The organism is Aquabacterium sp. TM01 (assembly GCF_057808345.1).
Map to the genome: position 1 here is coordinate 494,838 of NZ_AP046529.1, position 22,543 is coordinate 517,380.

Genomic DNA, 22,543 nt, shown 5'->3' on the forward strand with positions numbered 1-22,543 from the left:
GGGCATGTCAGCTGCGCCCTTGCCGTGAGGGCGCCCACAGGAGACCCATCCATGTTCCGTCACGTTGACGCCTACCCTGGCGACCCCATCCTCACCCTCAACGAGGACTTCCAGAAAGACCCGCGTCAGGGCAAGATCAACCTCAGCATCGGCATCTACTTCGACGAGGAAGGCCGCCTGCCGGTGATGGACGCCGTGCGCGCCGCCGAGACCGAGCTGCTGTCCCACATCGGCCCCAAGCCCTACCTGCCGATGACCGGCAACCCCGCCTACCGCCAAGCCGTGCAGGAGTTGCTGTTTGGCGCCCAGCACGAGGCCGTGACCAGTGGCCGCATCGCGACCATCCAGACCCTGGGTGGTTCGGGCGGTCTGAAAGTGGGTGCCGATTTCCTCAAGCGCTACTTCCCCGGCTCGCAGGTGTGGGTGAGCGACCCGACCTGGGACAACCACAAGGCGATCTTTGAAGGCGCGGGCTTTCAGGTCCACACCTACCCCTACTACGACGCCGCCACCAAGGGCCTGAAGTTCGACGCCATGGTCTCGGCCATCGAGGCCCTGCCGGCGCAGAGCATCGTGCTGCTGCACGCCTGCTGCCACAACCCCACCGGCGTGGACCTGAACCCGGCGCAGTGGACCCAGCTGATCGAGGTGATCCGCGCCCGCAAGCTGCTGCCTTACCTCGACATCGCCTACCAGGGCTTTGGCGATGGCATCGACGAGGATGCGTTTGCCTTGCGCGCGTTGGCGGACGCGGGCGTGAGCTTCTTCGTGGCCAACTCCTTCTCGAAGAGTTTCTCGCTGTATGGCGAGCGCGTCGGTGGCCTGAGCGTGGTGTGCCCGGACAAGGAACAGGCGAACCTGGTGATCGGCCAGCTGATGTCGGCCGTGCGCCGCAATTACTCCAGCCCGCCCACCCACGGCAGCGTGTTGGTGGCCACCGTGCTGCAGACGCCCGCGCTGCGCCAGCAATGGGCCGATGAGCTGACTGCCATGCGCGAGCGCATCAAGGTGATGCGCCAGCGTCTGTACGACGGCGTGGTGGCGAAGCTGCCGGGCCGGGACGTGCGCTACTTCATCGACCAGCGCGGCATGTTCAGCTACACCGGCGTGAGCCCCGAGCAGGCCGAAACCCTGCGCACCGAGCACGGCGTGTACGTGCTGCGCTCGGGCCGCATGTGCGCGGCCGGCTTGAATGCCAACAACGTCGACCGCGTGGCCGAGGCTTTTGCGGCCGTGCTGGCCAAGGGCTGAGCCCGCCGGCCAAAGCAAGGTGCCGCTTGAGCGGCCCCGGTGCGGTGGCGGACCCGCGGTGCGGGCTGTCCGTCAACCGCGCAGCTTGAACCAGCTCACCGCCTCGGTCAGGCGCGCGGTCTGCTCCTGCAGGCTGGCTGCTGCCGCCGCCGATTCCTCGACCAGCGCGGCGTTCTGCTGCGTCATCGCATCCAGGTGCGACACCGCCTCGTTGACCAGGCCGATGTCGCGGGCTTGCTCCGAGGCGCCATCGGCGATGCGGGCAATGGTCTGATCGACCTGCTCGACGCTGGCCAGGATGGCCTGCATGGCGGTGCCCGCCTCCTGCACCAGACGTGAGCCGGACTCGACCCGCTCGGTGGACGCGGCGATCAGGCTCTTGATCTCGCGGGCGGCCTCGGCGCTGCGCCCGGCCAGGGTGCGCACCTCGCTGGCCACCACGGCAAAGCCACGGCCTTGCTCGCCGGCACGGGCGGCTTCCACCGCGGCGTTCAGCGCCAGGATGTTGGTCTGGAAGGCGATGCCGTCGATCACGCCGATGATGTCGCCGATCTTGCGCGAGCTGGTCTGGATGTCGTCCATGGTGCTCACCACCTGGCTGACCACCTCATGGCCGCGCACCGCGTTGTCGCGGGCCGAGGAGGCCATCTGGTTGGCCGCGCGTGAGGCTTCGGTGTTCTCTTGCACCGCCTGGTGCAGCATGCCCACCGATGAGTGGGTTTCTTGCAGGCGTGCCGCGGTCTGTTCGGTGCGTTGGCTCAGGTCCTGGCTGCCGGTGGCGACTTCTTGGCTGGCGGTCGCCATGTTGTCCACGCTGCCGCGCACCTGGCCCACGGTGCGGTTCAGGCCGTCGGCCATGGCCTGCAGCGCGGCCATCACCTCGCCAATTTCGTCCTTCACGCGCCACTGGATCGATTGGCTGATGTCACCTTGGGCAATGGCGTTGGTGAGGTCGCGTGCGCGACTCAGTCGGGTGGTGATGGACACGCTCATGCTGCGCATGACGAACCAGAGCAAGGCGGCGCCGGCCAGGGAGATGGGCAGGTAGAGCAGGGCGCGCCGGGCGTAGAGGGTCTGCAGGTCTTCCAGGTACACGCCCGAGCCGATCACCCAGCCCCACGGAGCGAAGGGGGCGAGATAGGTTTCCTTGATGGCCGGCTGGCCGGTGCTGGGACGCTTCCAGCTGTAGTGATGCACGCCGCCGCCGGGCTGTGAGCCGACCCGCACCAGGTCGTTGAACAGGGGCTTGCCGTCGGCGTCTTTCACGGAGGCCATGTCCTGGCCGTCCAGCTTGGGCTGGTCGGCGTGCATGACCATGCGCACATCCTGGCTCAGCACGAAGAGGTAGCCGTCTTCGCCATTGCGCAGCTGTCGCAAGACGTTGGCGGCCTGCGTGCGCGCCTGCTCGGGGTGCAGATGCTGCTGCTCCACCTCTTTTTGCAGCCAGGTCACGACGGCGACGGCGCTGTTCACCTGGTCACGCATGGCCTGTCGGCGGTCGTCCAGGCTGAGCTGGTACTGGTTGTAGAGCAGGAAGCCGGTGATGCCGATCACCACCAGGACGGTGCCGATGGTGGTGGCGCGCAGCTTGGCCGCCAGCGAGGTGGTGTTGATCCAGGAAGCCATGGGGTCAGAAGCGGGGGGAGCGTGTCCCCAGTCTCTGCCACGAAAGCCGGCGCCGTCAAAGGCGGATACCCGAGGGGTGCCACCATGATCGAGCCTGTGCGTGCAATGTCGCACGATATCCCCAGGGGCACTGGGGCCCGCCAACTCAGGCGTCCGGACCCATCAGCTTGATCGGGGTGATCTCGACGCTGTCATGAACCCCGTCGTTGACCCACAGCGTGCCGTCCTGCACCGTGATCTGCAGTTGCATGCCGCGTTGCGCCAACTGGGCCAGCGCCTGGCTTTGCTCGCTCGGGATCTGCCACACGGTCAGGTTCTGTGCGCGGGTGAGCTTGGTCGCGACTGTGTTCCACCAGACGTTGGTGCTGCTCTGGAAGGCGTAGAGGCTGACGCGGCGGGCGCGGCCGGCGGCCTTCATCAGGCGCTTGTCATCGGGCTGGCCCACTTCCACCCAGTGCAGGATCTCGTCGGAGTAATTCTTCTGCCACAGGGCGGGCTCGTCGGGCTCCCACATGTCTTTGGCCAGCTCGATCGTGCCTTCGGACGTGTCGGCGGGCCAGCCCAGGGCCAGGGCCAGCACGCGGATCATCATGCGCTCGTCCGACTCGGACGGGTGGCGGGCGATGGTGATGTTGGTGTCGACATAGACGTTGCGGTCCATGTCGGCCAGGTTGAGCTGGGCTTTGTAGATCGTGGCTTTGATGGCCATGGCGGGAACCTGTCAGGGACGGAAAAGGGCAAAGACCACGATCATCCCGCAAAAACACCCGCCAGCCAGTCGCTCAGGGTCTGGAGCACCTGATCTTGCACGACTTCGTTGAAGATTTCGTGGGCGAGACCGGGCCAGGGGTGGGCTGTCACCCACTGCGCGGGCGCGGCGGCGGCGAAGGCGACCGAGCCGGCCGGGTCCACGCAGCGGTCGTCTTCGCCCCACATGATCAGGGTGGGCGTGCGCCAGGCGGCGCTGCGCTGGCGCACGACCGCGCCGGCATCGAGCAGGAAGTGGCTGAGGCGGCCGCTGATGCGGTCGTGCACCAGCGGGTCGGCGATGTAGGCGGCCACGGTGATGGGGTTGTGGCACACCCACTCGGGTTTGAGGCCATTGCCCACTGCCAGATTGGGCGTGAGGCGGGCCACGGTGTTGAGCAGCAGCTTTTGCATCGCGCTCAACGGGATGGCCAGGGCAGGGGAGGACAGTACCAGCGCATCGACCGGGCGGGCCCATTCGGCAGGCTCGATGGCCGCGCCCGGACCCGCGTGGGCTGCGACGAAGCGCGCCGCCACGGCCCCACCCAGGCTGTGTCCGATCAACAGCAGGCGCTGGCCGGGGTAGCCGGCGCGGACGAGGTCGATGGCGCTGGCCAGGTCGTGCAGCAGGTCGTCGTCTTGCTTCAGCACACCGCGGGCGCCGGGCGACTGGCCGTGCCCTCGGTGGTCGTAGCTGACCACGCTCCAGCCCTGGCGGTTGAGGTGGGCGGCCACATGGGCGTAGCGGCCGGCGTGTTCGCCCAGGCCGTGCACGATCAGGGCCACTCCGCGGCCGAGGACCTCGGGCGGCAGCGGCCAGTGGTGAACGCGCAGGTCCAGGCCGTCTCGGGTGCGGACGGTGGCGGGGATGCGATGGGGCATGGAGGGCTTTCGTGAGGGCCGCAAGGGGCGGATCAGAGGGCGTGACCGGCGGTGCGCAGGCGGCGCAACCAGCTCAGTCCGGCCGAGGTCGTGGTGCGGGGGCGGTATTCGCAACCGATCCAGCCGGACCAGTTCAGGCGGCGCAGTTCGTCGAACACCCAGGGCCAGGCCAGTTCACCGTCATCGGGCTCGCCCCGGTCGGGCACGGCCGCGATCTGCAGGTGTCCGACCTGGCCAGTGGGCAGCCACTGACGCAGGTGCATCGTCACGTCGCCTTCGACGATCTGGCAGTGGTACAGGTCCATCTGCACCTGCAGGTGGGGTGAGCCGATGCGCTGCACCAGCGCATGGGCGGCGGCCTGATGGGTGAGCAGGTAGCCGGGCATGTCGCGCGGGTTGATGGGCTCGATCACCAGGATGCGGTCGTGGGCGCGTGCCTGCTCGGCGGCCCAGCGCAGGTTCAGCTCGAAGCGCACCCAGGCGTCGGCGCGTTCTTCGGGTGAGTTCAGCGGGGGCAGGCCGGCCATGATGTGGATGCGCGGACAGCCCAGCGCCACGGCGCGCACCAGGGCCTCGCGCACCACGCGCTGAAAGTCGGCCTGGCGTCCGGGCAGGCTGGCCAGGCCGCGCTCGCCGTGGGCCCAGTCGCCGGGCTCGGCGTTGAACAGCACCAACGCCAGATTCAGGTCGCTCAGGCGGGCTTGGACCTCGGCCGTGGGGTGTTCGTGCAGCAGCAGGCACTCAACCCCCGTGAAGCCATCACGGGCGGCGGCGGCAAAGCGGTCCAGAAACGGCAGCTCGGGGTACAGCCAGGACAGGTTGGCGGCAAATTTCAGGGTAGACATGGCACCGAAGCGTAGCCGAGAACGCACCTTGCGCCGGGGGGCGGGGCCCAGGGGGTCACGGGGGTTTCCTACAATCGACGCATGTCCTCACCTTCCACCGACCCGGCCCGCGTGCCTGTGACCCGCCGTCTGATGTTCTGGGTGGCCCTTCTGTACTTCTCGGAAGGGCTGCCGCTGGGCATTTTTTATGATCTGTTTCCGGTGCACATGCGCCAGGCGGGGGTGGGCCCGGCCGAGATCGGCTTGCTCAGCCTGTTGGGCCTGGCCTGGACGGTGAAGTTCCTGTGGGCCCCGCTGGTAGATGCCTGGCGCGGGCACCGCCTCTGGATCGCCGGGGCCAATGTGGGCATGGCGGTGGTGCTGGCCGTGCTGGCCAGTCAGCCGCAGGCGCTGGGGCAGGGTGCGACCTGGCCCTGGGTGCTGCTGGCGGCCTTCACCTTCTTGTCGGCCACCAACGACATTGCCACCGATGGCTACACCATCGAGCTGCTGTCCAAGGGGCAGTACGGCGTGGCCAATGGCCTGCGCATCGGCTTTTACCGGGTGGGCATGCTGGCCGCCGGGGCGCTGCTGGTGGTGGCAGGCTGGTCGGGCACGCCGGGGCAGCCCAACTGGGCGGCGGCCTATGGCATGGGGGCGGTGCTCATGCTGTTCAACGCCATGGTGATCTTGACGGCACCGCCGCAACCGGCGCGCGTGGCGCGCGTCGAAGGCGCCTCGGCCCGGGAGTGGGCGGCCGTGCGCGCGCAGCCAATGTGGCTGGTGGCCCTGGGCCTGTTGCTGGCCGGTCTGCTCTGGCCGGTGCTGGGCCCGGTGGGCAAGGCCTTGCAATGGGACTGGGTGCAGGCGATCAGCGGCACCTGGTGGTTCAAGGGCGCGGTGCCCGTGGGCCTGATGTTCGCCGGCGCCATCCTGATGGTGCGCGCGGCCCGAGGCCCCCAGGCGCACATCATGTCCGAAGGCCCGGTGTTCGGCGCCTGGGTTGACCTGCTGGCCCGTCCGGGCATGCTCGCCGTGCTGGTCTTCATTTTGACCTTCAAGCTGGGGGACGCAGCCATGGGCTTCATGGTCAAGCCCTTCTGGGTGGATGCCGGCTTCACGCCCGCCCAGATCGGTCTGGTCAGCGTCAACGTGGGCCTGGGCCTGTCCATCCTGGGCGGGTTGATCGGCGGGGCCTATGTGGACCGGGCGGGCATCTTCAAGGGCCTGTGGGTGCTGGGGCTGTGGCAGGCTTTGTCCAACCTGGGCTATGCGGGGGCGGCCTGGTACGTCCCGCCCACCGAGCCTGGCATGCAAGTGAGCGTTCACTATCAAGCGGTGGTGTACGCGGCCAGCGGCCTGGAGAGTTTCACCGGCGGCCTGGGCACGGGGGCCTTCCTGGCCTTTTTGATGGGCATCACCAGCAAGGCCCGGGCCACCACCGAGTACGCCATCTTGTCGTCCATCTTCGCGTTTTCGCGGGCGGTGGCGGGTTGGGCCGGCGGCCTGGGCGTGGAGCAGATGGGCTATGCGTCCTTCTTTTTCCTCACCTTCTGGCTGTCCTTCCCCGCCTATTTGTTGCTGCCGGCGGTCCGGCGTATGCTCCAACGCGACGAGACGCGTTAAGGTCTGTGTCCACCGCTTGTTTTTGATCGATGCGTGCCATGAAACGTTCTGCCTTTGCCCTGCGTGAAACCTCCCGTCGCCTGCTGTCGCTGGGCGTGGTGTCGCTGGCGCTGGCCAGCCCTTGGGCGCTGGCCCGCGAAGGCGTGGACGTGAGCAAGCAGCAGTCGGGCTTCACGCGCCTGGTGCCGGCAGACCAGGTGGAAGCGGCCGCGCAGCAACAGTACGCCCAGATGGCCACGCAGGCCAAAGCGCAAAATGCGCTGCTGCCCGACAACCACCCGCAGGCCGTGCGCCTGCGCGCGATCGCACAGCGCATCATCCCGTACACGCTGGAGTGGAACAACCGGGCCCGACAGTGGCAGTGGCAGGTGATGGTGCTGAACTCGAAAGAGCTCAACGCCTTTTGCATGCCGGGCGGCAAGATCGCCTTCTACACCGGCATTCTGGAAACGCTCAAGCTCACCGACGACGAGACCGCGATGATCATGGGCCACGAGATGGCCCACGCCCTGCGCGAGCACGCCCGTGAGCGCATGGGCAAAACCTCGGCCACGCAGATCGGCGCCAGCCTGATCTCCAGCCTGCTTGGCCTGGGCAGCACGGGCGACACCCTGCTCAACATGGGCGGTCAACTGCTGACGCTCAAATTCAGCCGTGCCAACGAGTCCGAGGCCGATCTGGTCGGCATGGAGCTGGCCGCCCGCGCTGGCTACGATCCGCGCGCCGGCATCAGTCTGTGGAAGAAAATGGCCGCTGCCTCCAACGGGGCGCCGCCGCAGTGGCTCTCCACCCACCCGGCCAGCGGCACCCGCATCCAGGAAATGGAAGCGGCCATGCCCCAGGTGATGCCGCTGTACGAACGCGCCGCCAAACCGCCGCGCCGCTACGACGCCCCGGCGCGCACCGGCGCGTACTACCTGACGCAGGAGCCGCTGGCCTTCTGGGGCCTGGGCACCTCGCCGCTGCTGACGCGTCACTGAGGCTGAACTGAGGCCGCACGGACATCGTGCAGAAGCCCCACGCAGGACAGCGCGGCGGGGCTTTGTTAACATCGGTCCATGCCTCATCGCCTGGTCCTCAACCCCTGCAGCCTGCTGCGCGACGCCCGCCTGCCATGCGGGACGGGGCTGTTTGCGGATGGGCACTGGCGACACAAGCCGGTTGCACATTCCCCGGCCCGGCGATAACCCCCCACCTTCTTTGCGCACACCATCATCGCCGGGCCCCTGCTCAGCGCGATCGCGACCCTCAGCACCTTGCTGATGCCTGAGGCCGCCCTGATGGAGATGCGTCATGTCGACGAAACCTGCCACGCTGCCCGCACCGAATGGTGCCGCTGCGATGGAGTTCACCAAGCGCTTTTTGCGCGCCAAAAACCCCTGTGCCAACGGCTTTCGCTGGTTCGTGCGCCATGTTGAAGATGGCGCCAGCTACCAGGAGGCCCTGGACACCCTGGTGCAGGCCGGACGCGTGGAGGATGCCTGCTGGCTGCTGACCCAGTTCGGCCCCACCGATGCCGTGCTGACGGTGGACGCGATCGAGGCCGAAGCCATCGTGTTCTCGGGCACGCTGGAGGTGCGCGGTCACATCGAGGTGAACACGGTGCTGCGCGCGGGCCGCATGATCCGCGCCGGCGGGGGCATTCGAGCGGGTGAGCAGATCATCGCGGGCGATGGCATCCGGGTGGGCGGCGGCATCCGCTGTGACGGCAGCCTGAGTTCGGGGGGCGATGTGCGCGCCGAGTGGGGCATCGAGGTACAGAAGGCGCTGAACTGTGCCGATGATGTGCGTGCCGGCTGGGACCTGATCAGCGGCGACAAGCTCAACGTGGGCGGCCACATCATGGTCGGGCAGGACCTGATCACGCAGGGCGCCGTGACGTGCGGCAAGAGCGTGCGCGTGGGCGGGCGCCTGACCGCTGCCGACAGCGTGCGGGCCGAGCAGGGCATCTGGACGGGTGACGACATCGCGTGCGGCATGCACCTGGAGGCCAGCTGGGGGATCAAGTCCGGGGGCACCATCGAGGCGCAAGGCGCCGTGAAGGCCGGCGAGAGCCTGTGCGCGCACGGCGAGATCTGCGCCGGGGCGGGCTACGGCGTGTACGCCGGCCTGAGCGTGCAGGTGGACACCTGGGCGGCCAGTGCCCAGGTCATGGCCACCACCAAGCCCGAGGGCCTGATGAGCGGCTGCTGGGCGGGGCCGTCGCCGCTGGCGTGAGCGGGGTGCGCGACGCGCCTGCTCTGTGCGGGCGCTCAGCGCGCCTGCAGGAAGGGGTTGTAGCGCCGCTCTTCGCCGAAGGTGCTTTCGGGGCCGTGGCCGGGCGTGAAGGTCACGTCATCGCCCAGCGGCAGCAGCTTGGTCTTGATGGCGTTGATCAGGTCGGCGTGGTTGCCTTGCGGGAAGTCGGTGCGGCCGATGCTGCCGGCAAACAGCACATCGCCCACGAAGGCGTGGCGCGTGCCCGCGTGGAAGAACACGACGTGGCCGGGCGTGTGGCCGGGGCAGTGCAGCACCTGGAGCGTGTGCTCGCCGATGCTCACCGCGTCGCCATCTTTCAGCCAGCGGGTGGGCGTGAACAGTTCGGCCTGCGGGAAACCGAACATCTGGCTCTGCTTGGGCAGGCCGTCGATCCAGAACTGGTCGCCAGGGTGCGGGCCGATGATGGGCAGGTCCAGCTCGCGCGCCAGCGTGCCGGTGCCACCGGCATGGTCGATGTGCGCGTGCGTGAGCCACAGGGCCTTGAGGGTCAGGCCGCGCTCTTCCACCGCTTCGAGCAGCTTGCCCAGGTCGCCGCCCGGGTCGATCAGGGCCGCCTCGTGCGTGGCGTCGCACCAGACGAGGGAACAGTTTTGTTCAAACGGGGTGACGGGGATGGTGAGGCGCTGGAACATGGGGCAGAAGGATTTGGATAACAAAGTTTCAAAATTCCAAACATAGTTTCAAAACTGGGCTTTCACGGTTCCGCGAAAAGCCAAACATAGTCTCAAAACGCGTTGATCTGAAACGGCTTTCGGGAGCGTAGCATCTTCGGGTGCTGTGTTCATGTACGCGCCTATCAAAGGCGCTCCAGCATCAATCAGACGACAGCCACTAGGTCCACTGGTTGAGACCTGCGTTCGGCAGCGCCGATCCAAATGGTGAACGCCGTCATCTCTCTTCCTTCGCAATCGAGGACGAGTCCATCAAGGTCTGCCTGGCAGCCCATCTCTGTGCTGGCTGCACAGCGAAAACACCGACACCGAGCTCTCGCGCGACACGCAAAGCAATGGCCAAACCTACAGAGCCAGTGGCCTTCTCGAGATCGCTGAGTGTCTGCTTGGAGATCCCCATGGCGGCGGCCGCATCCATCAAGGTCATGCCCGACGCCGTGCGCGCAGCACCGATAGCCTGACCAAACAACACAGGATCCTGCACCCATGGATCTACGGGTGCAGGGGTGGGTACGACACGTTTCATAAAGGCCAGAATAGAAGGATTTAAGCAGCTCCTGAGCACAAGTGCACCTTTAGGGGTGCTTTGATAGGACTTTAGGCCACCATCTTGGTGAAACTATCGGCTGAGGGCTCAGTTCTGGGCAAAGGCTCGCTTGACTGATCGGATGCGCTGATGGCAAAGGCGGTTCAAGCATCTTGCGAGCGGTGGAAGAGCCTTTCCAGTTGCGTGGGAGTTCTTAACCAGCACGGCAATGCTGTTGTTCCCGATGCGATTCACGACGCAGTCAACTACGGACCTCACGTGGAACTGGAATAAGCCTCTAGCGCTTCGGCTTTGGTCAAAAGAACATGGGAGGACGCAAACACGTAACGCCTGTTCATGTGCATCTCATCTCAGCGGTAATAATTGAACGCGCCGCAGCTGTAATCGCGCAAGCCGATGTGGCCTCATCGTGGCCGTTGGCGCAGAGGTGAGAGAACTCATTTTTTCCGCTGAAGCGTAAGCGTCCGACGGCCACCCTCTAGCCAAGGCGTGATGGCAGCGTGAAGATCGCGTCCACTATGGAGAAGATGGTGGACGCGATCGCAAAACAAGACTCAGACGCCAAGACAGGCGTTGTGGGTGTACGCAAGCGGCGGACGTACAGCAAACAGTTCAAGGCCGAGGTGGCGGCGCAATGCCTGATGCCCGGCGCATCGGTGTCGGCGATTGCCCTGAGCCATGGCATCAACGCCAACGTGATTCGCAAGTGGCTGCCGCCAGGGCCTGCGCCCATGGCCCGTGCGCCAGTGCTGTTGCCGGTGATGATAGAGCCCGATGCACCACCTGCACAGCCAGCAGCCACGCAGCCCATCGAACTGAACATCCATGGCGCCACCCTGTGCCTGCCGCCTGGCTTTGCCGCGCAGGATCTGCGCAGCATTCTGCAAGTGCTGCGCTCACTGCCATGATCGGATTGCCTGCTGGCACCCGCGTCTGGCTGGCTGCAGGCCACACCGACATGCGCAAGGGCTTCGATGGTCTGGCTGCTGTGGCACAAGAGATCTTGCTGCAAGACCCGTTCGGCGGCCATGTCTTCGTCTTCCGTGGCCGGCGAGGTGACATCATCAAGTTGCTGTGGTGGGATGGACAAGGCCTTTGCCTGCTGAGCAAGCGCCTGGAGAAGGGCCGCTTCGTGTGGCCGCAGGCCGATGGCGGCAAGGTCAGCCTGAGCCCGGCGCAGTTGTCGATGCTGTTGGAGGGCATCGACTGGCGCATGCCAGAGCGCACCTGGCGACCAGAACGTGCAACCTGAATCTGGTTGACATCGCATCTCCTGTGGCGTGATCACTGTCGCTTGGGCACAGTATCGTCATGCCACACGATCCGCACCCGCATGACCACTGCGAGCTGTCTCGCCAGTTGCGCGACAGCCGCCAGGAACTGGCCCATGCCAAGCTGCTGATTGACAAGCTCAAGACCGAGATCGCCTACCTGCGCCGCATGCACTTTGGCCGCAGCAGCGAGCAACTCGATGTGGCCGCACAGATGGAACTGTTGGCACCCGCGACAACGGTGGAGCCACCAGCGGCCAACGACGAGCCTGAAGGTGGTGCCAACAACCGCAAGCGCTCACGCAAAAGCCGCCAAGGCCTGCGCGACTTGCCAGCCCATCTGCCACGCGAGATCGTGGTGCACACGCCCGATGCGGGCTGCGCTTGCGGCGCCTGCCTGGACGCGCTGCGCCCCATTGGCCAAGACGTCAGTGAAGTGCTCGACTACCTGCCCGGTCAGTTCAAGGTCATCCGCCATGTGCGGCCCCGCCTGGCCTGCCCGGCGTGCGACAGCATCGTACAAGCCAGTGCGCCCAGCCGTCCGCTCGATCGTGGCATGGCCGGCGCCGGCCTGCTGGCCCATGTGCTGGTGAGCAAGTATGCCGATCACACTCCGCTGTATCGCCTCTCGCAGATCTATGCCCGTCAGGGTGTGGATCTGGAGCGCTCGACCCTGGCTGACTGGGTGGGGGCAGCGGCTGCGTTGCTCAGCCCCTTGGCGCAAGCCATCGGCCGTCATGTGCTGGCCGCCGCCAAGATCCACACCGACGACACGCCGATCCGGGTTCTGGGTGGCCAGGGTCAACAGGCACGCACTGGGCGATTGTGGACCTATGTGCGCGACGACCGCGCCAGCGGTGACGCCAGGCCACAGGCTGTATGGTTCCAATACTCCCCCAATCGCAAAGGCGAGCATCCCAGGCGTCACTTGGCCGGCTTCAAGGGCATCGTGCAGGCAGACGCCTTCGCGGGCTACGACCGGCTGTTTGACAGCGGCGAGATCATCGAGGCCGGCTGCTGGGCCCATGCCCGGCGCAAGTTCTACGACGTACACATGCAGCAGCACCAGCAGCCTGGCACCTTGGCCCACCAGGCCCTGCTGCGCATCGCCCGAGTGTTCGCCATCGAAGCTGACATCCAGGGAGAACCACCTGATGAGCGACGAAGGCAGCGACAGCAACGCACCGCGCCCATCCTGGCAGACTTGCACACATGGCTCATCGAGACGCAGGCAAAGCTGTCTGCCAAGTCACCGATGGCACTGGCCATCGGCTACAGCCTGAGCCACTGGCGGGCACTCACGCGCTTCGTGGACGATGGTCTCATGGAGGCGCACAACAACATCGCCGAGCGATCACTGCGCGGCGTGGCCATCGGGCGCAAGAACTACCTGCATCTGGGCTCGGATGCGGGTGGCGAGCGAGCCGCCATCGTCTACACGCTGCTGGGCACGGCCAAGCTGCATGGGATCGATCCGTATGCCTACTTGCACCAGGTGCTGACACGCATTGCCGATCATCCGATCAATCGCGTTGATGAGCTGCTGCCGTGGCGGCTGTGCCCGCCGCAGCAAGCCACACCTGAACAACGCCAGGCGGCATGAGCGAGCGGACCATCGGCACAATGTGGGCCATGGTCACCTCATCGAACAGGCCCTCACTCAAGCTCGTGGGGTCACCCACCAGAAACATCAAAGTGCTGCAACTCAAGGTCGAGTTGCAAGGCGTGCGCCCCAAGGTCTGGCGGCGCGTGTTGGTGCCATCGAGCATCCGCCTGCCCAAGCTTCATGTGGTTTTGCTGCGTGCCATGGGGTGGGACGGCGGGCATCTGCATGAGTTTGAGTTCGCCGAAGGCAGATATGGCGTGCCGGATCCAGATTGGCCCGATGAGTCGCTGGACGACGAATCCAAGGTGACGTTAAACAAGGCACTCGGCTACAGCGCCACGTTCAACTGGACATATGACTTCGGCGACAACTGGACTCACAGGATCAAGGTCGAGCGGGTCGACACCATGCCCGCCGAGCTCAAGCTGCAGTTCCCCATGTGCCTGGCAGGCGCTGGAGCCTGCCCACCTGAGGACGTGGGTGGCGCCCCTGGCTATGCTGACTTCTTGCAGGCCATCGCCGACCCGACGCATCCGGAGCATGACAACATGACCGCTTGGATCGGGCGCCCCCTCGATCCCAATGCCTTCAACGTGCAGGACGTCCAGGATCGCTTGTATGAAATCAAGCTCTAGCTGACCAGTCGTGCGCTGCCCAGTTGGGCCTTGGTCGGACGCTTACGCTGAAGCCGTGCCTCGTGTGCCTGATACCGTAGGCGTGCATCCTCAAGGTCCTTCTTGCGTGCAAGCTCTTGTTGGGCCGCCAGCTCTTCAGGAGTTGGTAGAGGCTTCGTCCACGCCTTGAGGGCAGGCAGGGTGAGGCGTCCAAAGCCGTCAATGCTGGCACGGTAAGGCGACTCCATCTCAAGTATGCCCTCCGGGTGATCGGCCAGCATCTGCTGGTACCAAGACACATAGACATCATCGTGGCCACGTGCAGCCTCTGCCAGGTGAGGGTGTCGCGACAAAATGTCATCGGCGACCTCTTCTGCCGTGGCTCCCGAGAAGATGCCCCAGCCGGGCAATGAGCCACCCTGCTTCGGTCCTTGCCAAGCCCCGATGTTGTTTGGGAATTCATCCGAGGCGAAGATCCAATGCCGCCATGCCCCCAGGCCATCTTTAACGTAGCAGAAGAGCTTGAGCCGCCCGTAGCCCCGCTGGTGCAAGACGGCTAGGGCCTCCATTAGGAGCCGAGCCTGTTGGCGTGATGACATGTCAGTGATCCGATGAAGAAGACCTAGTTTCGAGGCGGCGGAAGATGGCACTCTTTCCAGCGGATATATGCTGCCCACTATACCGGCGGGCTACAAAGCTGACGAAGCGCTGCTGCCGTCAACCTGCGGGAGGCTCTAAGCGCGGTGCCCATGATCTCTCTTCGCCGAACCCAATTAACGATTTCGCCCCTGAACTGACGATCCCCCATGCGACGCTGACCGACCGGGAACACGTAGCCTAGAGTCGTCGTTGCCTGGCGAGCAGCAGTTATGCAGCGATAGCGGTCAGTGAGATAAGTGGGTAGCCTTGCCCATCCTTTCAGGTTGAGGCAGCTGCGTCGCTCAATGCTCGGTTACTGAACCATCTCTTGCATAGAGGGAGCGCTCCTCTACCACGGCTCGCCAAGCAGCGCGCGCGGGATACACCAGCGCGTCGTCCTTCAACCGTTGAGCCCCAAACTTCTTGAGCGTTGCAACATCCACGTACTTCTCCAGTACGTCACGCTCTTTCGGTAAAGCATAGGTCTGCCCCTTATGGCTGTCGAACGAGTGTTGAACTATGGCTTCCACAAACTGGTCGAGCCTCTGCTGATGTGGGGCTATCGCCTGGAACACAGCCTTGCATTGCGCAGGCACGAGACGCGCCACAGCCCAAAGCAGGCTGCCGCCGCCGACCTTTTCCAGAAGCTCACCGCGCTCTGCAGCACGCAGGATGTTCCGACCAAATATTGCGAGCGTCCGGTCGCGGCTCGCTTCAGGCGCCTTGAGTTGGCATCCTCGCTCGCGTTTATGAGCACCAAAGTTCATCACTGCCAAGTCAGCGGCAACAGAGAGGCCAACTTCATCGCCGATGAGCCGTTCTGCCAAGGCTTGCGCATTTGCCTCATCCATTCGCTGCGCAATCTGTCCGATGGTCCGGGCCGCCGCGCTCTCCCCACGGAGATGCCAAACCTCGTGACGCTCTCTGGCCCGGCGAACGAAAGGCTCGCGGTCGACCAGCCTTGCAACAGCAATCGCTAGATCTGCAGAGTCGATTGTGATGTCTGCCCCTAGACCCTCTACCCAATCGCCGACATTGACAACGAAATCAATGCTGTTCTCAGCATCAAGACCTGCCGCAAGTCCTTCTCGCTTTTCTGGCTGCAGCACAAACTGCCGCACCCGGACCAAGCTCAAGTCTCCCGGCCGCGTGCTGAGCTGCAGTGCGACGAGCAAACGGTCGGGATGAGCGAGATGTCCCTCCGAGAACACCACACGGTCAAACATGAATGCCTCGTCGGCTTTTGCCGTCGCTGGGAACAGCCAATGGACCACCCTCCGGACGGCTCTCGAATGGCGGCATGTGTCAATCGCGGCATCGCGCTCAGTCGCGTGTTCCTCAATCACCTCATCGGATTGCTTGAAGTCCGAGCGTGCCCCCGGCCTGCGCCCAACAAAGGCCTGAGGCGCACGACAGAGAAGTTCGTAGACCGATGGCGCCTTGGTCATCAAGCTGGCCAAACCGATGATGTCGGCCAGGTGAATCTCACCCCTCAGGCCGGGCTCGATTGATTGGACGACATCGAAAAGACGAACCACATCGCGCGGATGCTCAATCAGTTCACTCAAGCCGTAGTGAAAAAGTGAGCCGTTGCGCTCATCGCGATTGGGAAAGTATTCGGTGTGCGCAGCGCCGGGCAACTCATTCAGTGCACTGTTCATGAGCTTCAAGCGCTGAGGAAATGACAGCGGCGGAACGGGCAAGCGCACCTGCACGACCTTGTCCAGATAGCTCCCCGCGTGAGGTACGTTCAACTTCTCAAGTGCGGCGCTGATGTACCTCTCGTCCCAGGCTAGCACGTAGCCCACGTTAGGCAAATCGCCAACGGCTTTCACGATGCGCACCATTTCGTACGCTTCGGCCGGATACAAACGGTCAAGGTCGTCAAGAAGAACGACTATGCGACGCGGGAACTTGCGAAGAGCGGCCTCCAGCGACTGCTTGCTCGCCTCCACGTCTGGCGTCTTGTAGTCGAAGACCGCCTCGCTGGCGTTCCCCATGGACTCCACCACGGACTTCACGATGCTGGCCCAGGGCTCGGCCCCAGGGATGAGCTTCAGGACATCGAATGCCTTGGAGTAGGTCTTGAGCTCCTTGGCAACCCGCTTGCCCTCCTTGGCATGCTCCGTCAGCTTGACGGCCTTGGCCATGCTGGCCAGAAACTGGCGCAGCAGGGCATCCCGGTCGCCAATCAGCCAAGGGTTAAAGTGGACAACGACGGGGCGCTCGTCTTTTGTAGCCTCATTCAACAACTCCTCGACCATCGCGAGTAGCGAAGTCTTGCCGCTGCCCCAGGCGCCCTCCACCGAGACCACCAAGCCGTCTGTGGACGTGACGCGCCGCAAGACTTCAGTCACGCGGGTCGCAAATGCGCGGCGGTCCAGCGCGTCCGCTTTCAGCGCCGAGCCCACTTTTAATGGATGGTCCAGGCGGAGGTCCGCCGTTTCCTCTAGCTCTGTCATATCTCTCCCAGAGAAGTCACACGCCAATAGTCGGCAAGATGACGCTTACGTATTGACCAGGCGGTGCTCAAAAAATAACCAAGCGGCGCAAGCATACCCGGGGCAAAGTCTCGAAAGACTGCCTCGCGTCGGTATCGCGCTTTGCGATCAATACTCTCCAGCGATCGCCTTTGAGCAGCCTGAGCCCTCAGGTGTAAACGCTTGCGCGCCGCTTGAGCCAGATGTCTGCAATCAGCCTGGAGCCGCTGCAACCGACCGTTTTCCGGCGGCATCGGGCTGCTAATAGCACCAAAGACACGTGTTCATGCCCCCCGCCGCAACTCCCTGACTCCACGCCCCAGTTTGCGACGTAAGAGGGCCCGCAAGGTGACCCCATCCGAGTACCCGACCTGGGCGGCAACCTGGTCGACACTTGCATTCCCGGTGCGCAGCAGATGGACGGCATGCTCGACGCGCAGGTCCTGAAAGTACGAGAGTGGCGTCTTTCCCAACACGCTTTGTAGCCGCCTCGCCAAAGTCCGTTCGCTTGTACCCGCGGCGCTGGCCGCCTCGGCCAGCGAGAAACCACACGCTAACCGACGTCTGGACCAGCACTCGAAGCGCTCAACGATCGGGTCTGCATGCGCCAGGTGGTCGGGAATCACGAACTCGGCTTGCGAGCTGCGTGTCTCAACCAGCAGGTAACGCGCCACCAGGGCCGCCAGCGATGGACTGTGTCCTCGGATGATGCGCAAAGCCAAGTCGACGTGGGCCAAAGCGGCACCCGCTGTGGTGAAGCGTGTCGTGTTCACGATCATGCGGGACTCATCCAGCGTGACGTTTGGATAGCGCTGCCGAAACATTGGCCCCAGCCACCATGACGTGGTCGCCTGGTGGCCGTCGAGCAGGCCACTCTCTGCGAGCAAAAAACCACCAGAGCAGGCGGTGCCGAGGTGTGCGCCAGCGGTGGACCACTGCTGCAAGGCCGCGACCGCGTCAGGCACGTCGGGTCGTGCGAGTCGCGCAGCGAGTGTGTCAGGCATCTTGTCGCCAAACGCGGGCATGAGCACGACGTCAGGTTCAGGCACATCGCGCGCAGGGACGACGGGGACCGTCAATCCTTGCGCAGTCCGGATGCGACGCCGCACGGCCACCAGCGTGATCTCGATGGGTGCGGGAGCCTGTGGCAGCGAACCCGCCATGGCGTTGGCCAAGCCGAGGGTGTCAGTCAGCGCGGCAAGCCCCAGATCAAACACACCATCAGAAACAAGCAAATGCACCTTCATGGCAGAAATGATATCAATATTGTCATTCCTGCCGATAGATAGAAATACCAGCCAGGCCTAGACTGCACACCAATCCATTCCTTCACCCACGTTCCCATTGACCAAAGGATCACACCATGACCAAGCTCGCCCTATTTGTTCGCCTCGAAGCCAAACCCGGACAGGAGGCTGCGCTGGCCGACTTCCTAGCCAGCGCACTTCCGCTCGCTAACGCCGAGTCCGGCACCACCGCTTGGTTCGCATTGAAGTTTGGCCCTTCGACCTTCGGTGTGTTCGATGCCTTCGCCGATGAGGCAGGTCGCCAGGCACACCTTGACGGTCAGATCGCAGCGGCCTTGATGGCCAATGCAGCGACCTTGCTCAGTTCTCCACCCAACATCGAGAAGGTCGAACTGCTTGCCGTCAAGCTGCCTGCGTGATGACAACCCACTTTGACCGCATCAGGGCGCGCTGAATGTTTCAGCTGAGCGTTGAAGCGCGCGCGCGCGCGGGACATCATTCGGTGATTGACCGCAAGTGGCCGAGAGCCGACCTTTGTAGCGAGTTAGCTGACCGTCTCCAACCGCTGCAAAGCCGTCAGCCGGATTGGTGGCACTAGGCCGAGAGCTGACCTTCTCTGTGCACGTCTCACTGACTGGAACCGCTGCATAGTCGCTATTCGACTTGATGTAGCGAACGGCAGGTCTGCAGCGGTTGCAGACGTCCGGCGCGCACGCGTCCGTGGTCGGCTCCCGGCAACAGTTGCCGTTCGCGACTTTTCAAAAGTAGCCACCTGCATGACCGCTGTGCCCTGAAAACGGCCGGAAAGCCAATTCGTGCTCTTCGGCCCCTGCCGCCGTTCAGTTTGAAGTACAGCTCGGTCAGCGATGTGCCGGAAAACTGCCATTCAGGGAGCGAACGCGATCAATGAACTGCTTACCAGTGCGGATTCAATTGGCCATCGCAACGCGACTCGCAAACGAGTTATTCAGACCATTCCTAGCAAATATTCTCCATTGCATACCGACGCAACATACTTATTTGCTCAGAAGTAAACCTCTTTTCGCCATCACCCCAGCCATTTCTACCCGCCGCAAAATGAACTCGCGGTGTGATGTCATAGGTGGCCCCAGCCTTGTCGGTCACGATAATATAGTATCGTTCAGATCTATGCCCCCTCCCCGAATCTTCTTTTGGACAATGAACGGCCACCGTCTCCATGGAAGACTCCAAGAATACTGAATTGCCTTTCCGCCTAGGATTAGAATCAGTGTCAGGGCCGTTTTGGGATTTCACTTGCTCAATAGCTCTAGAAAGTTGAGCGGCATTCCGTCTTCTTTTTTCTTCCTCTGCCCCCCCAAATCTCTCGCCGTTATATTTGCTCTCACGCTCTTCTTCAATGCCTACCCACTCCCCCCGTTCCTGCTTATACCCAACGGAGCACTTCTTATCTGTGAGATAAGTTGATTCACCATTTCTACACTTATAGACCTTTGCAGCAGTCGAATTATTTACACCCACACCATCTACAGCAATAGCTGGAAAAAAAATCGCCGACAACACAAAGGTGCACACTATCTCTTTTTTCATTGCAATAATCCAGTAGACTGGAGGACAGGCCCAAACAAAATAAAACTGCACTCACTCTACCGGTCTCAATGCTCTAATGCAATCGTCTCAGTAGGGGGTGCGAGGACTGTATCGGCATATCTTTACGCAATTTGCCATAACGCTGTTGGCGCCGACCGAAAACTGAGCCACTTATGAGGGGTGTGCCGATCTAAAACTGAGCCAGGTGTTCAACCTACCCTGCTGCTTTTTGATGCAGCGGGGTTCGAGGAGTGATCACCATGGACATGATCGGCAGAATCCGGCGGCTGCACAGCCGAGGCAAGAAGTCAGAGCGGGAGATCTCGCGGATGACGGGGCTGTCGCGCAACACGATAGCCAAGTGGCTCAAGGCGCCATTGGATGGCGAGCCCAAGTACCGGCGAGGCGAGCAACCGGGCAAATTGACGGCCTTCCACGAGGTTCTCAAGCAGGCACTCAAGGCCGATGCCCATCGGCCCAAGCACGAGCGCCGCACGGCGCGGGCGCTGTACAGCGAGCTCAAATCGGCAGGTTATGGAGGCGGCTACAGCCGCGTGACGGACTTCATCCGCCAGTGGCGCCAAGGCGAGGGCCAAGCGGCAGCGACGCGAGCCTTCGTGCCCTTGTCGTTCGAGCTGGGCGAGGCATTCCAGTTTGACTGGAGCGAAGAAGGCCTGGTGGTGGGCGGCATTTACTACCGCCTGCAGGTCTCGCACATGAAGCTGTGTGCCAGCCGTGCGTTCTGGCTGGTGGCGTATCCCAGCCAGGGGCACGAGATGCTGTTCGATGCGCACACGCGCAGCTTTGCGGCGCTGGGCGGGGTGGCCCGTCGGGGCATCTACGACAACATGAAGACGGCCGTGGACCAGGTCAAGAAGGGCAAGGGCCGAGTGGTCAACGCCCGCTTTGCGGTGATGTGTGCGCACTACCTGTTCGACGCCGACTTCTGCAACGTGGCCAGTGGTTGGGAGAAGGGCGTCGTCGAGAAGAACGTGCAAGACAGCAGGCGGCGCATCTGGATCGATGCTGCCAAGCAGCGCTTTGGCTCCTTTGCCGAGCTCAATGCCTGGTTGGGCGAGCGCTGCCGCAGCCTGTGGGCCGAAGTTCGCCATCCAGAGCACCAGCAGTTCAGCGTGGCCGAGATGCTGGAGCATGAACGTGCCCACTTGATGTCGATGCCTCAGCCCTTTGACGGCTATGTGGAACGCCCGGCGAGGGTGACCAGCACCTGCCTGGTCTCAGTGGCACGCAACCGCTACTCTGTGCCCTGCGAGTTGGCCGGGCAGATGGTCAGCACCCGGCTGTACCCGACGCGGGTGGTCGTGGTTGCCAACGATGAGGTGGTGGCGCAGCACGAGCGATTGACTGACCGAGGCCAGACCCGCTACGACTGGCAGCACTACATCCCGCTGGTGCAAAGAAAGCCCGGTGCGCTGCGCAATGGCGCCCCCTTCGCCGACCTCCCTCCGGCCTTGCAGCAGTTACGCAGAGGGCTGCTGCGCCAGGCTGGTGGCGACCGGGTCATGGCGCAGGTGCTGGCCATTGTGAGCACGGCGGGCCTGGATGCGGTGCTGGTGGCAGTGGAGTTGGCGCTGGAGAGCGCGCCACCGTCTGGCAAGGTCAGCGTCGAGCATGTGATCAATGTCCTGAGCAGGCTCAATCCTGCGCCCACGCCAGAGGATGCACAGACCTGTCTGCAGACGACAGTGGCCCCACTGGCCAATACAGCGCGCTACGACAGCTTGCGCGGGCAAGGCGGCACGGAGGAGATCAACCATGCGTGATATCGCCGCAGAGCTCAAACAACTGCGCCTGCACGGCATGGCGGGCGCTTGGGCTGACCTGATCGAACAAGGGGCCAGTACGGGCTCGGAGGAGGCACGGTGGTTGATTGAACACCTGCTGCAGGCCGAGGCCACAGACCGAGCCATGCGCTCGGTGAGCCATCAGATGCATGCAGCCAAGTTCCCTGTGCACCGAGACTTGGCTGGGTTCGACTTCGCTGTGTCCCCCGTTGACAGCAAGCTGGTTCACACGCTGGCAGAGACAGGCTTCACAGAAGTGGCGCACAACGTGGTGTTGGTGGGAGGGCCTGGCACCGGCAAGACCCACCTGGCCACAGCCATTGGCGTGGCCGGCATCACCAAGCATGGCAGGCGCGTGCGGTTTTACTCCACGGTGGATCTGGTCAACGCGCTGGAGCAAGAGAAGGCACAAGGCAAGGCCGGACGCATCGCGACGAGCTTGTTGCGCCTGGACCTGGTGATTCTCGATGAGTTGGGCTACCTGCCGTTCAGCCAGGCAGGCGGTGCGCTGCTGTTCCACTTGCTCAGCCGGTTGTATGAGCACACCAGCGTGATGATCACGACGAACTTGGACTTCGCGGAATGGTCGCGTGTCTTTGGTGATGCCAAGATGACAACGGCACTGCTGGACCGGCTCACGCATCACTGCCACATTCTGGAGACGGGCAACGAGTCACATCGGTTCCTGCACAGCTCCAGCACGGCCAAGAGGCGCATCAAGGCACGCGAGCAGTCTCGGATGCAGGCTGCAGCAGAGGGCAAGGCCTGACACTCAAAGCAAAGGGGGAAGCCGCTGCGCGGCCTCCCCCTTGATGATCAACCAAGCCAGCCGAAGGGATCAAAACCCGGCAAGGCTCTACACTTATCCACAGCTGACCA

General features: G+C 63.7%; 21 protein-coding genes. 11 read left to right on the plus strand and 10 right to left on the minus strand.

The features are described 5' to 3' along the window. Positions 1–51: 51 nt before the first annotated feature. Complete coding sequence (locus AC3WW4_RS02330) at positions 52–1,251, plus strand: amino acid aminotransferase (RefSeq protein WP_488826786.1); 1,200 nt, start codon at positions 52–54, stop codon at positions 1,249–1,251. A gap of 72 nt (positions 1,252–1,323) precedes the next feature. Here the strand turns inward: AC3WW4_RS02330 and AC3WW4_RS02335 are convergent, their stop codons facing one another. From AC3WW4_RS02335 to otnI, 4 genes are all read right to left on the minus strand, one after another. Further along, positions 1,324–2,877 (minus strand): methyl-accepting chemotaxis protein, encoded by a 1,554-nt coding sequence (locus AC3WW4_RS02335; RefSeq protein ID WP_488826787.1) that lies wholly within the window; start codon positions 2,875–2,877, stop codon positions 1,324–1,326. A 145-nt stretch (positions 2,878–3,022) separates the two neighbouring features. Further along, positions 3,023–3,586, minus strand: a complete 564-nt coding sequence (locus AC3WW4_RS02340) for a YaeQ family protein (RefSeq protein WP_488826788.1) — start codon at positions 3,584–3,586, stop codon at positions 3,023–3,025. Positions 3,587–3,627: 41 nt separating this feature from the next. Further along, the gene (locus tag AC3WW4_RS02345) at positions 3,628–4,506 is read right to left on the minus strand and encodes an alpha/beta hydrolase (protein ID WP_488826789.1); all 879 of its coding nucleotides are present in this window, start codon (positions 4,504–4,506) and stop codon (positions 3,628–3,630) included. 32 nt (positions 4,507–4,538) lie between these two features. After that, on the minus strand, positions 4,539–5,351 hold the full coding sequence (gene otnI / locus AC3WW4_RS02350) for a 2-oxo-tetronate isomerase (RefSeq protein ID WP_488826790.1): 813 nt from the start codon (positions 5,349–5,351) through the stop codon (positions 4,539–4,541). An 81-nt stretch (positions 5,352–5,432) separates the two neighbouring features. Here otnI and AC3WW4_RS02355 point away from each other — a divergent pair, with 81 nt between their 5' ends. From AC3WW4_RS02355 to AC3WW4_RS02365, 3 genes are all read left to right on the plus strand, one after another. Continuing rightward, entirely contained in the window at positions 5,433–6,956 is a 1,524-nt protein-coding gene (locus AC3WW4_RS02355) for an MFS transporter (RefSeq protein ID WP_488826791.1), read from the plus strand. A 38-nt stretch (positions 6,957–6,994) separates the two neighbouring features. After that, entirely contained in the window at positions 6,995–7,936 is a 942-nt protein-coding gene (locus AC3WW4_RS02360; protein ID WP_488826792.1) for a M48 family metallopeptidase, read from the plus strand. Between the two features lie 361 nt (positions 7,937–8,297). Further along, on the plus strand, positions 8,298–9,173 hold the full coding sequence (locus tag AC3WW4_RS02365) for a hypothetical protein (RefSeq protein ID WP_488829679.1): 876 nt from the start codon (positions 8,298–8,300) through the stop codon (positions 9,171–9,173). Positions 9,174–9,208: 35 nt separating this feature from the next. Here the strand turns inward: AC3WW4_RS02365 and AC3WW4_RS02370 are convergent, their stop codons facing one another. Together AC3WW4_RS02370 and AC3WW4_RS02375 are read right to left on the minus strand one after the other, a co-directional pair. Then, entirely contained in the window at positions 9,209–9,847 is a 639-nt protein-coding gene (locus AC3WW4_RS02370) for an MBL fold metallo-hydrolase (RefSeq protein ID WP_488826793.1), read from the minus strand. Between the two features lie 256 nt (positions 9,848–10,103). Next, positions 10,104–10,412 carry a helix-turn-helix domain-containing protein gene (locus AC3WW4_RS02375; protein ID WP_488826794.1) on the minus strand — a complete coding sequence of 103 codons (309 nt, stop codon included), beginning with the start codon at positions 10,410–10,412 and terminating at the stop codon, positions 10,104–10,106. 521 nt (positions 10,413–10,933) lie between these two features. Here AC3WW4_RS02375 and AC3WW4_RS02380 point away from each other — a divergent pair. Genes AC3WW4_RS02380 through AC3WW4_RS02395 form a run of 4 tightly spaced genes read left to right on the plus strand, consistent with a single transcriptional unit; the run spans position 10,934 to position 13,945 of the window. Then, on the plus strand, positions 10,934–11,341 hold the full coding sequence (locus AC3WW4_RS02380; protein ID WP_488826795.1) for a transposase: 408 nt from the start codon (positions 10,934–10,936) through the stop codon (positions 11,339–11,341). Next, complete coding sequence (gene tnpB, locus AC3WW4_RS02385; RefSeq protein ID WP_488826797.1) at positions 11,338–11,685, plus strand: IS66 family insertion sequence element accessory protein TnpB; 348 nt, start codon at positions 11,338–11,340, stop codon at positions 11,683–11,685. The genes AC3WW4_RS02380 and tnpB overlap by 4 nt, the downstream gene beginning before the upstream one ends. 59 nt (positions 11,686–11,744) lie before the next feature. Continuing rightward, positions 11,745–13,307 (plus strand): IS66 family transposase, encoded by a 1,563-nt coding sequence (tnpC, locus tag AC3WW4_RS02390; RefSeq protein WP_488826798.1) that lies wholly within the window; start codon positions 11,745–11,747, stop codon positions 13,305–13,307. Then, positions 13,304–13,945 (plus strand): plasmid pRiA4b ORF-3 family protein, encoded by a 642-nt coding sequence (locus AC3WW4_RS02395; RefSeq protein WP_488826799.1) that lies wholly within the window; start codon positions 13,304–13,306, stop codon positions 13,943–13,945. The genes tnpC and AC3WW4_RS02395 overlap by 4 nt, the downstream gene beginning before the upstream one ends. Here the strand turns inward: AC3WW4_RS02395 and AC3WW4_RS02400 are convergent. The 3 genes from AC3WW4_RS02400 to AC3WW4_RS02410 all read right to left on the minus strand — a co-directional run bounded on the left by AC3WW4_RS02400 (position 13,942) and on the right by AC3WW4_RS02410 (position 18,290). Beyond that, the gene (locus tag AC3WW4_RS02400) at positions 13,942–14,523 is read right to left on the minus strand and encodes a hypothetical protein (protein ID WP_488826800.1); all 582 of its coding nucleotides are present in this window, start codon (positions 14,521–14,523) and stop codon (positions 13,942–13,944) included. The genes AC3WW4_RS02395 and AC3WW4_RS02400 overlap by 4 nt on opposite strands. 342 nt (positions 14,524–14,865) lie before the next feature. Next, the gene (locus tag AC3WW4_RS02405; RefSeq protein ID WP_488826801.1) at positions 14,866–17,025 is read right to left on the minus strand and encodes a KAP family P-loop NTPase fold protein; all 2,160 of its coding nucleotides are present in this window, start codon (positions 17,023–17,025) and stop codon (positions 14,866–14,868) included. A 302-nt stretch (positions 17,026–17,327) separates the two neighbouring features. After that, positions 17,328–18,290, minus strand: a complete 963-nt coding sequence (locus tag AC3WW4_RS02410; protein ID WP_300155405.1) for a GlxA family transcriptional regulator — start codon at positions 18,288–18,290, stop codon at positions 17,328–17,330. 116 nt (positions 18,291–18,406) lie between these two features. Here AC3WW4_RS02410 and AC3WW4_RS02415 point away from each other — a divergent pair, with 116 nt between their 5' ends. Beyond that, on the plus strand, positions 18,407–18,709 hold the full coding sequence (locus AC3WW4_RS02415) for a putative quinol monooxygenase (protein WP_020228489.1): 303 nt from the start codon (positions 18,407–18,409) through the stop codon (positions 18,707–18,709). Positions 18,710–19,268: 559 nt separating this feature from the next. Here AC3WW4_RS02415 and AC3WW4_RS02420 read toward each other — a convergent pair. Continuing rightward, entirely contained in the window at positions 19,269–19,859 is a 591-nt protein-coding gene (locus tag AC3WW4_RS02420) for a hypothetical protein (RefSeq protein ID WP_488826802.1), read from the minus strand. 260 nt (positions 19,860–20,119) lie between these two features. Here AC3WW4_RS02420 and istA point away from each other — a divergent pair, with 260 nt between their 5' ends. Both istA and istB read left to right on the plus strand, forming a co-directional pair. Beyond that, the gene (gene istA, locus AC3WW4_RS02425; protein ID WP_488826803.1) at positions 20,120–21,643 is read left to right on the plus strand and encodes an IS21-like element ISJsp3 family transposase; all 1,524 of its coding nucleotides are present in this window, start codon (positions 20,120–20,122) and stop codon (positions 21,641–21,643) included. Beyond that, positions 21,636–22,433 carry an IS21-like element helper ATPase IstB gene (gene istB, locus AC3WW4_RS02430; RefSeq protein WP_488826804.1) on the plus strand — a complete coding sequence of 266 codons (798 nt, stop codon included), beginning with the start codon at positions 21,636–21,638 and terminating at the stop codon, positions 22,431–22,433. The genes istA and istB overlap by 8 nt, the downstream gene beginning before the upstream one ends. The last annotated feature ends 110 nt before the right edge of the window (positions 22,434–22,543 follow it).

Excerpts from the sequence above, each read along its gene's own strand:
- AC3WW4_RS02330 (WP_488826786.1), top strand. The coding sequence starts at position 52 with ATGTTCCGTCACGTTGACGCCTACCCTGGCGACCCCATCCTCACCCTC.
- AC3WW4_RS02335 (WP_488826787.1), bottom strand. The coding sequence starts at position 2,877 with ATGGCTTCCTGGATCAACACCACCTCGCTGGCGGCCAAGCTGCGCGCC.
- AC3WW4_RS02340 (WP_488826788.1), bottom strand. The coding sequence starts at position 3,586 with ATGGCCATCAAAGCCACGATCTACAAAGCCCAGCTCAACCTGGCCGAC.
- AC3WW4_RS02345 (WP_488826789.1), bottom strand. The coding sequence starts at position 4,506 with ATGCCCCATCGCATCCCCGCCACCGTCCGCACCCGAGACGGCCTGGAC.
- otnI (WP_488826790.1), bottom strand. The coding sequence starts at position 5,351 with ATGTCTACCCTGAAATTTGCCGCCAACCTGTCCTGGCTGTACCCCGAG.
- AC3WW4_RS02355 (WP_488826791.1), top strand. The coding sequence starts at position 5,433 with ATGTCCTCACCTTCCACCGACCCGGCCCGCGTGCCTGTGACCCGCCGT.
- AC3WW4_RS02360 (WP_488826792.1), top strand. The coding sequence starts at position 6,995 with ATGAAACGTTCTGCCTTTGCCCTGCGTGAAACCTCCCGTCGCCTGCTG.
- AC3WW4_RS02365 (WP_488829679.1), top strand. The coding sequence starts at position 8,298 with ATGGAGTTCACCAAGCGCTTTTTGCGCGCCAAAAACCCCTGTGCCAAC.
- AC3WW4_RS02370 (WP_488826793.1), bottom strand. The coding sequence starts at position 9,847 with ATGTTCCAGCGCCTCACCATCCCCGTCACCCCGTTTGAACAAAACTGT.
- AC3WW4_RS02375 (WP_488826794.1), bottom strand. The coding sequence starts at position 10,412 with ATGAAACGTGTCGTACCCACCCCTGCACCCGTAGATCCATGGGTGCAG.
- tnpB (WP_488826797.1), top strand. The coding sequence starts at position 11,338 with ATGATCGGATTGCCTGCTGGCACCCGCGTCTGGCTGGCTGCAGGCCAC.
- tnpC (WP_488826798.1), top strand. The coding sequence starts at position 11,745 with ATGCCACACGATCCGCACCCGCATGACCACTGCGAGCTGTCTCGCCAG.
- AC3WW4_RS02395 (WP_488826799.1), top strand. The coding sequence starts at position 13,304 with ATGAGCGAGCGGACCATCGGCACAATGTGGGCCATGGTCACCTCATCG.
- AC3WW4_RS02400 (WP_488826800.1), bottom strand. The coding sequence starts at position 14,523 with ATGTCATCACGCCAACAGGCTCGGCTCCTAATGGAGGCCCTAGCCGTC.
- AC3WW4_RS02405 (WP_488826801.1), bottom strand. The coding sequence starts at position 17,025 with ATGACAGAGCTAGAGGAAACGGCGGACCTCCGCCTGGACCATCCATTA.
- AC3WW4_RS02410 (WP_300155405.1), bottom strand. The coding sequence starts at position 18,290 with ATGAAGGTGCATTTGCTTGTTTCTGATGGTGTGTTTGATCTGGGGCTT.
- AC3WW4_RS02415 (WP_020228489.1), top strand. The coding sequence starts at position 18,407 with ATGACCAAGCTCGCCCTATTTGTTCGCCTCGAAGCCAAACCCGGACAG.
- AC3WW4_RS02420 (WP_488826802.1), bottom strand. The coding sequence starts at position 19,859 with ATGAAAAAAGAGATAGTGTGCACCTTTGTGTTGTCGGCGATTTTTTTT.
- istA (WP_488826803.1), top strand. The coding sequence starts at position 20,120 with ATGGACATGATCGGCAGAATCCGGCGGCTGCACAGCCGAGGCAAGAAG.
- istB (WP_488826804.1), top strand. The coding sequence starts at position 21,636 with ATGCGTGATATCGCCGCAGAGCTCAAACAACTGCGCCTGCACGGCATG.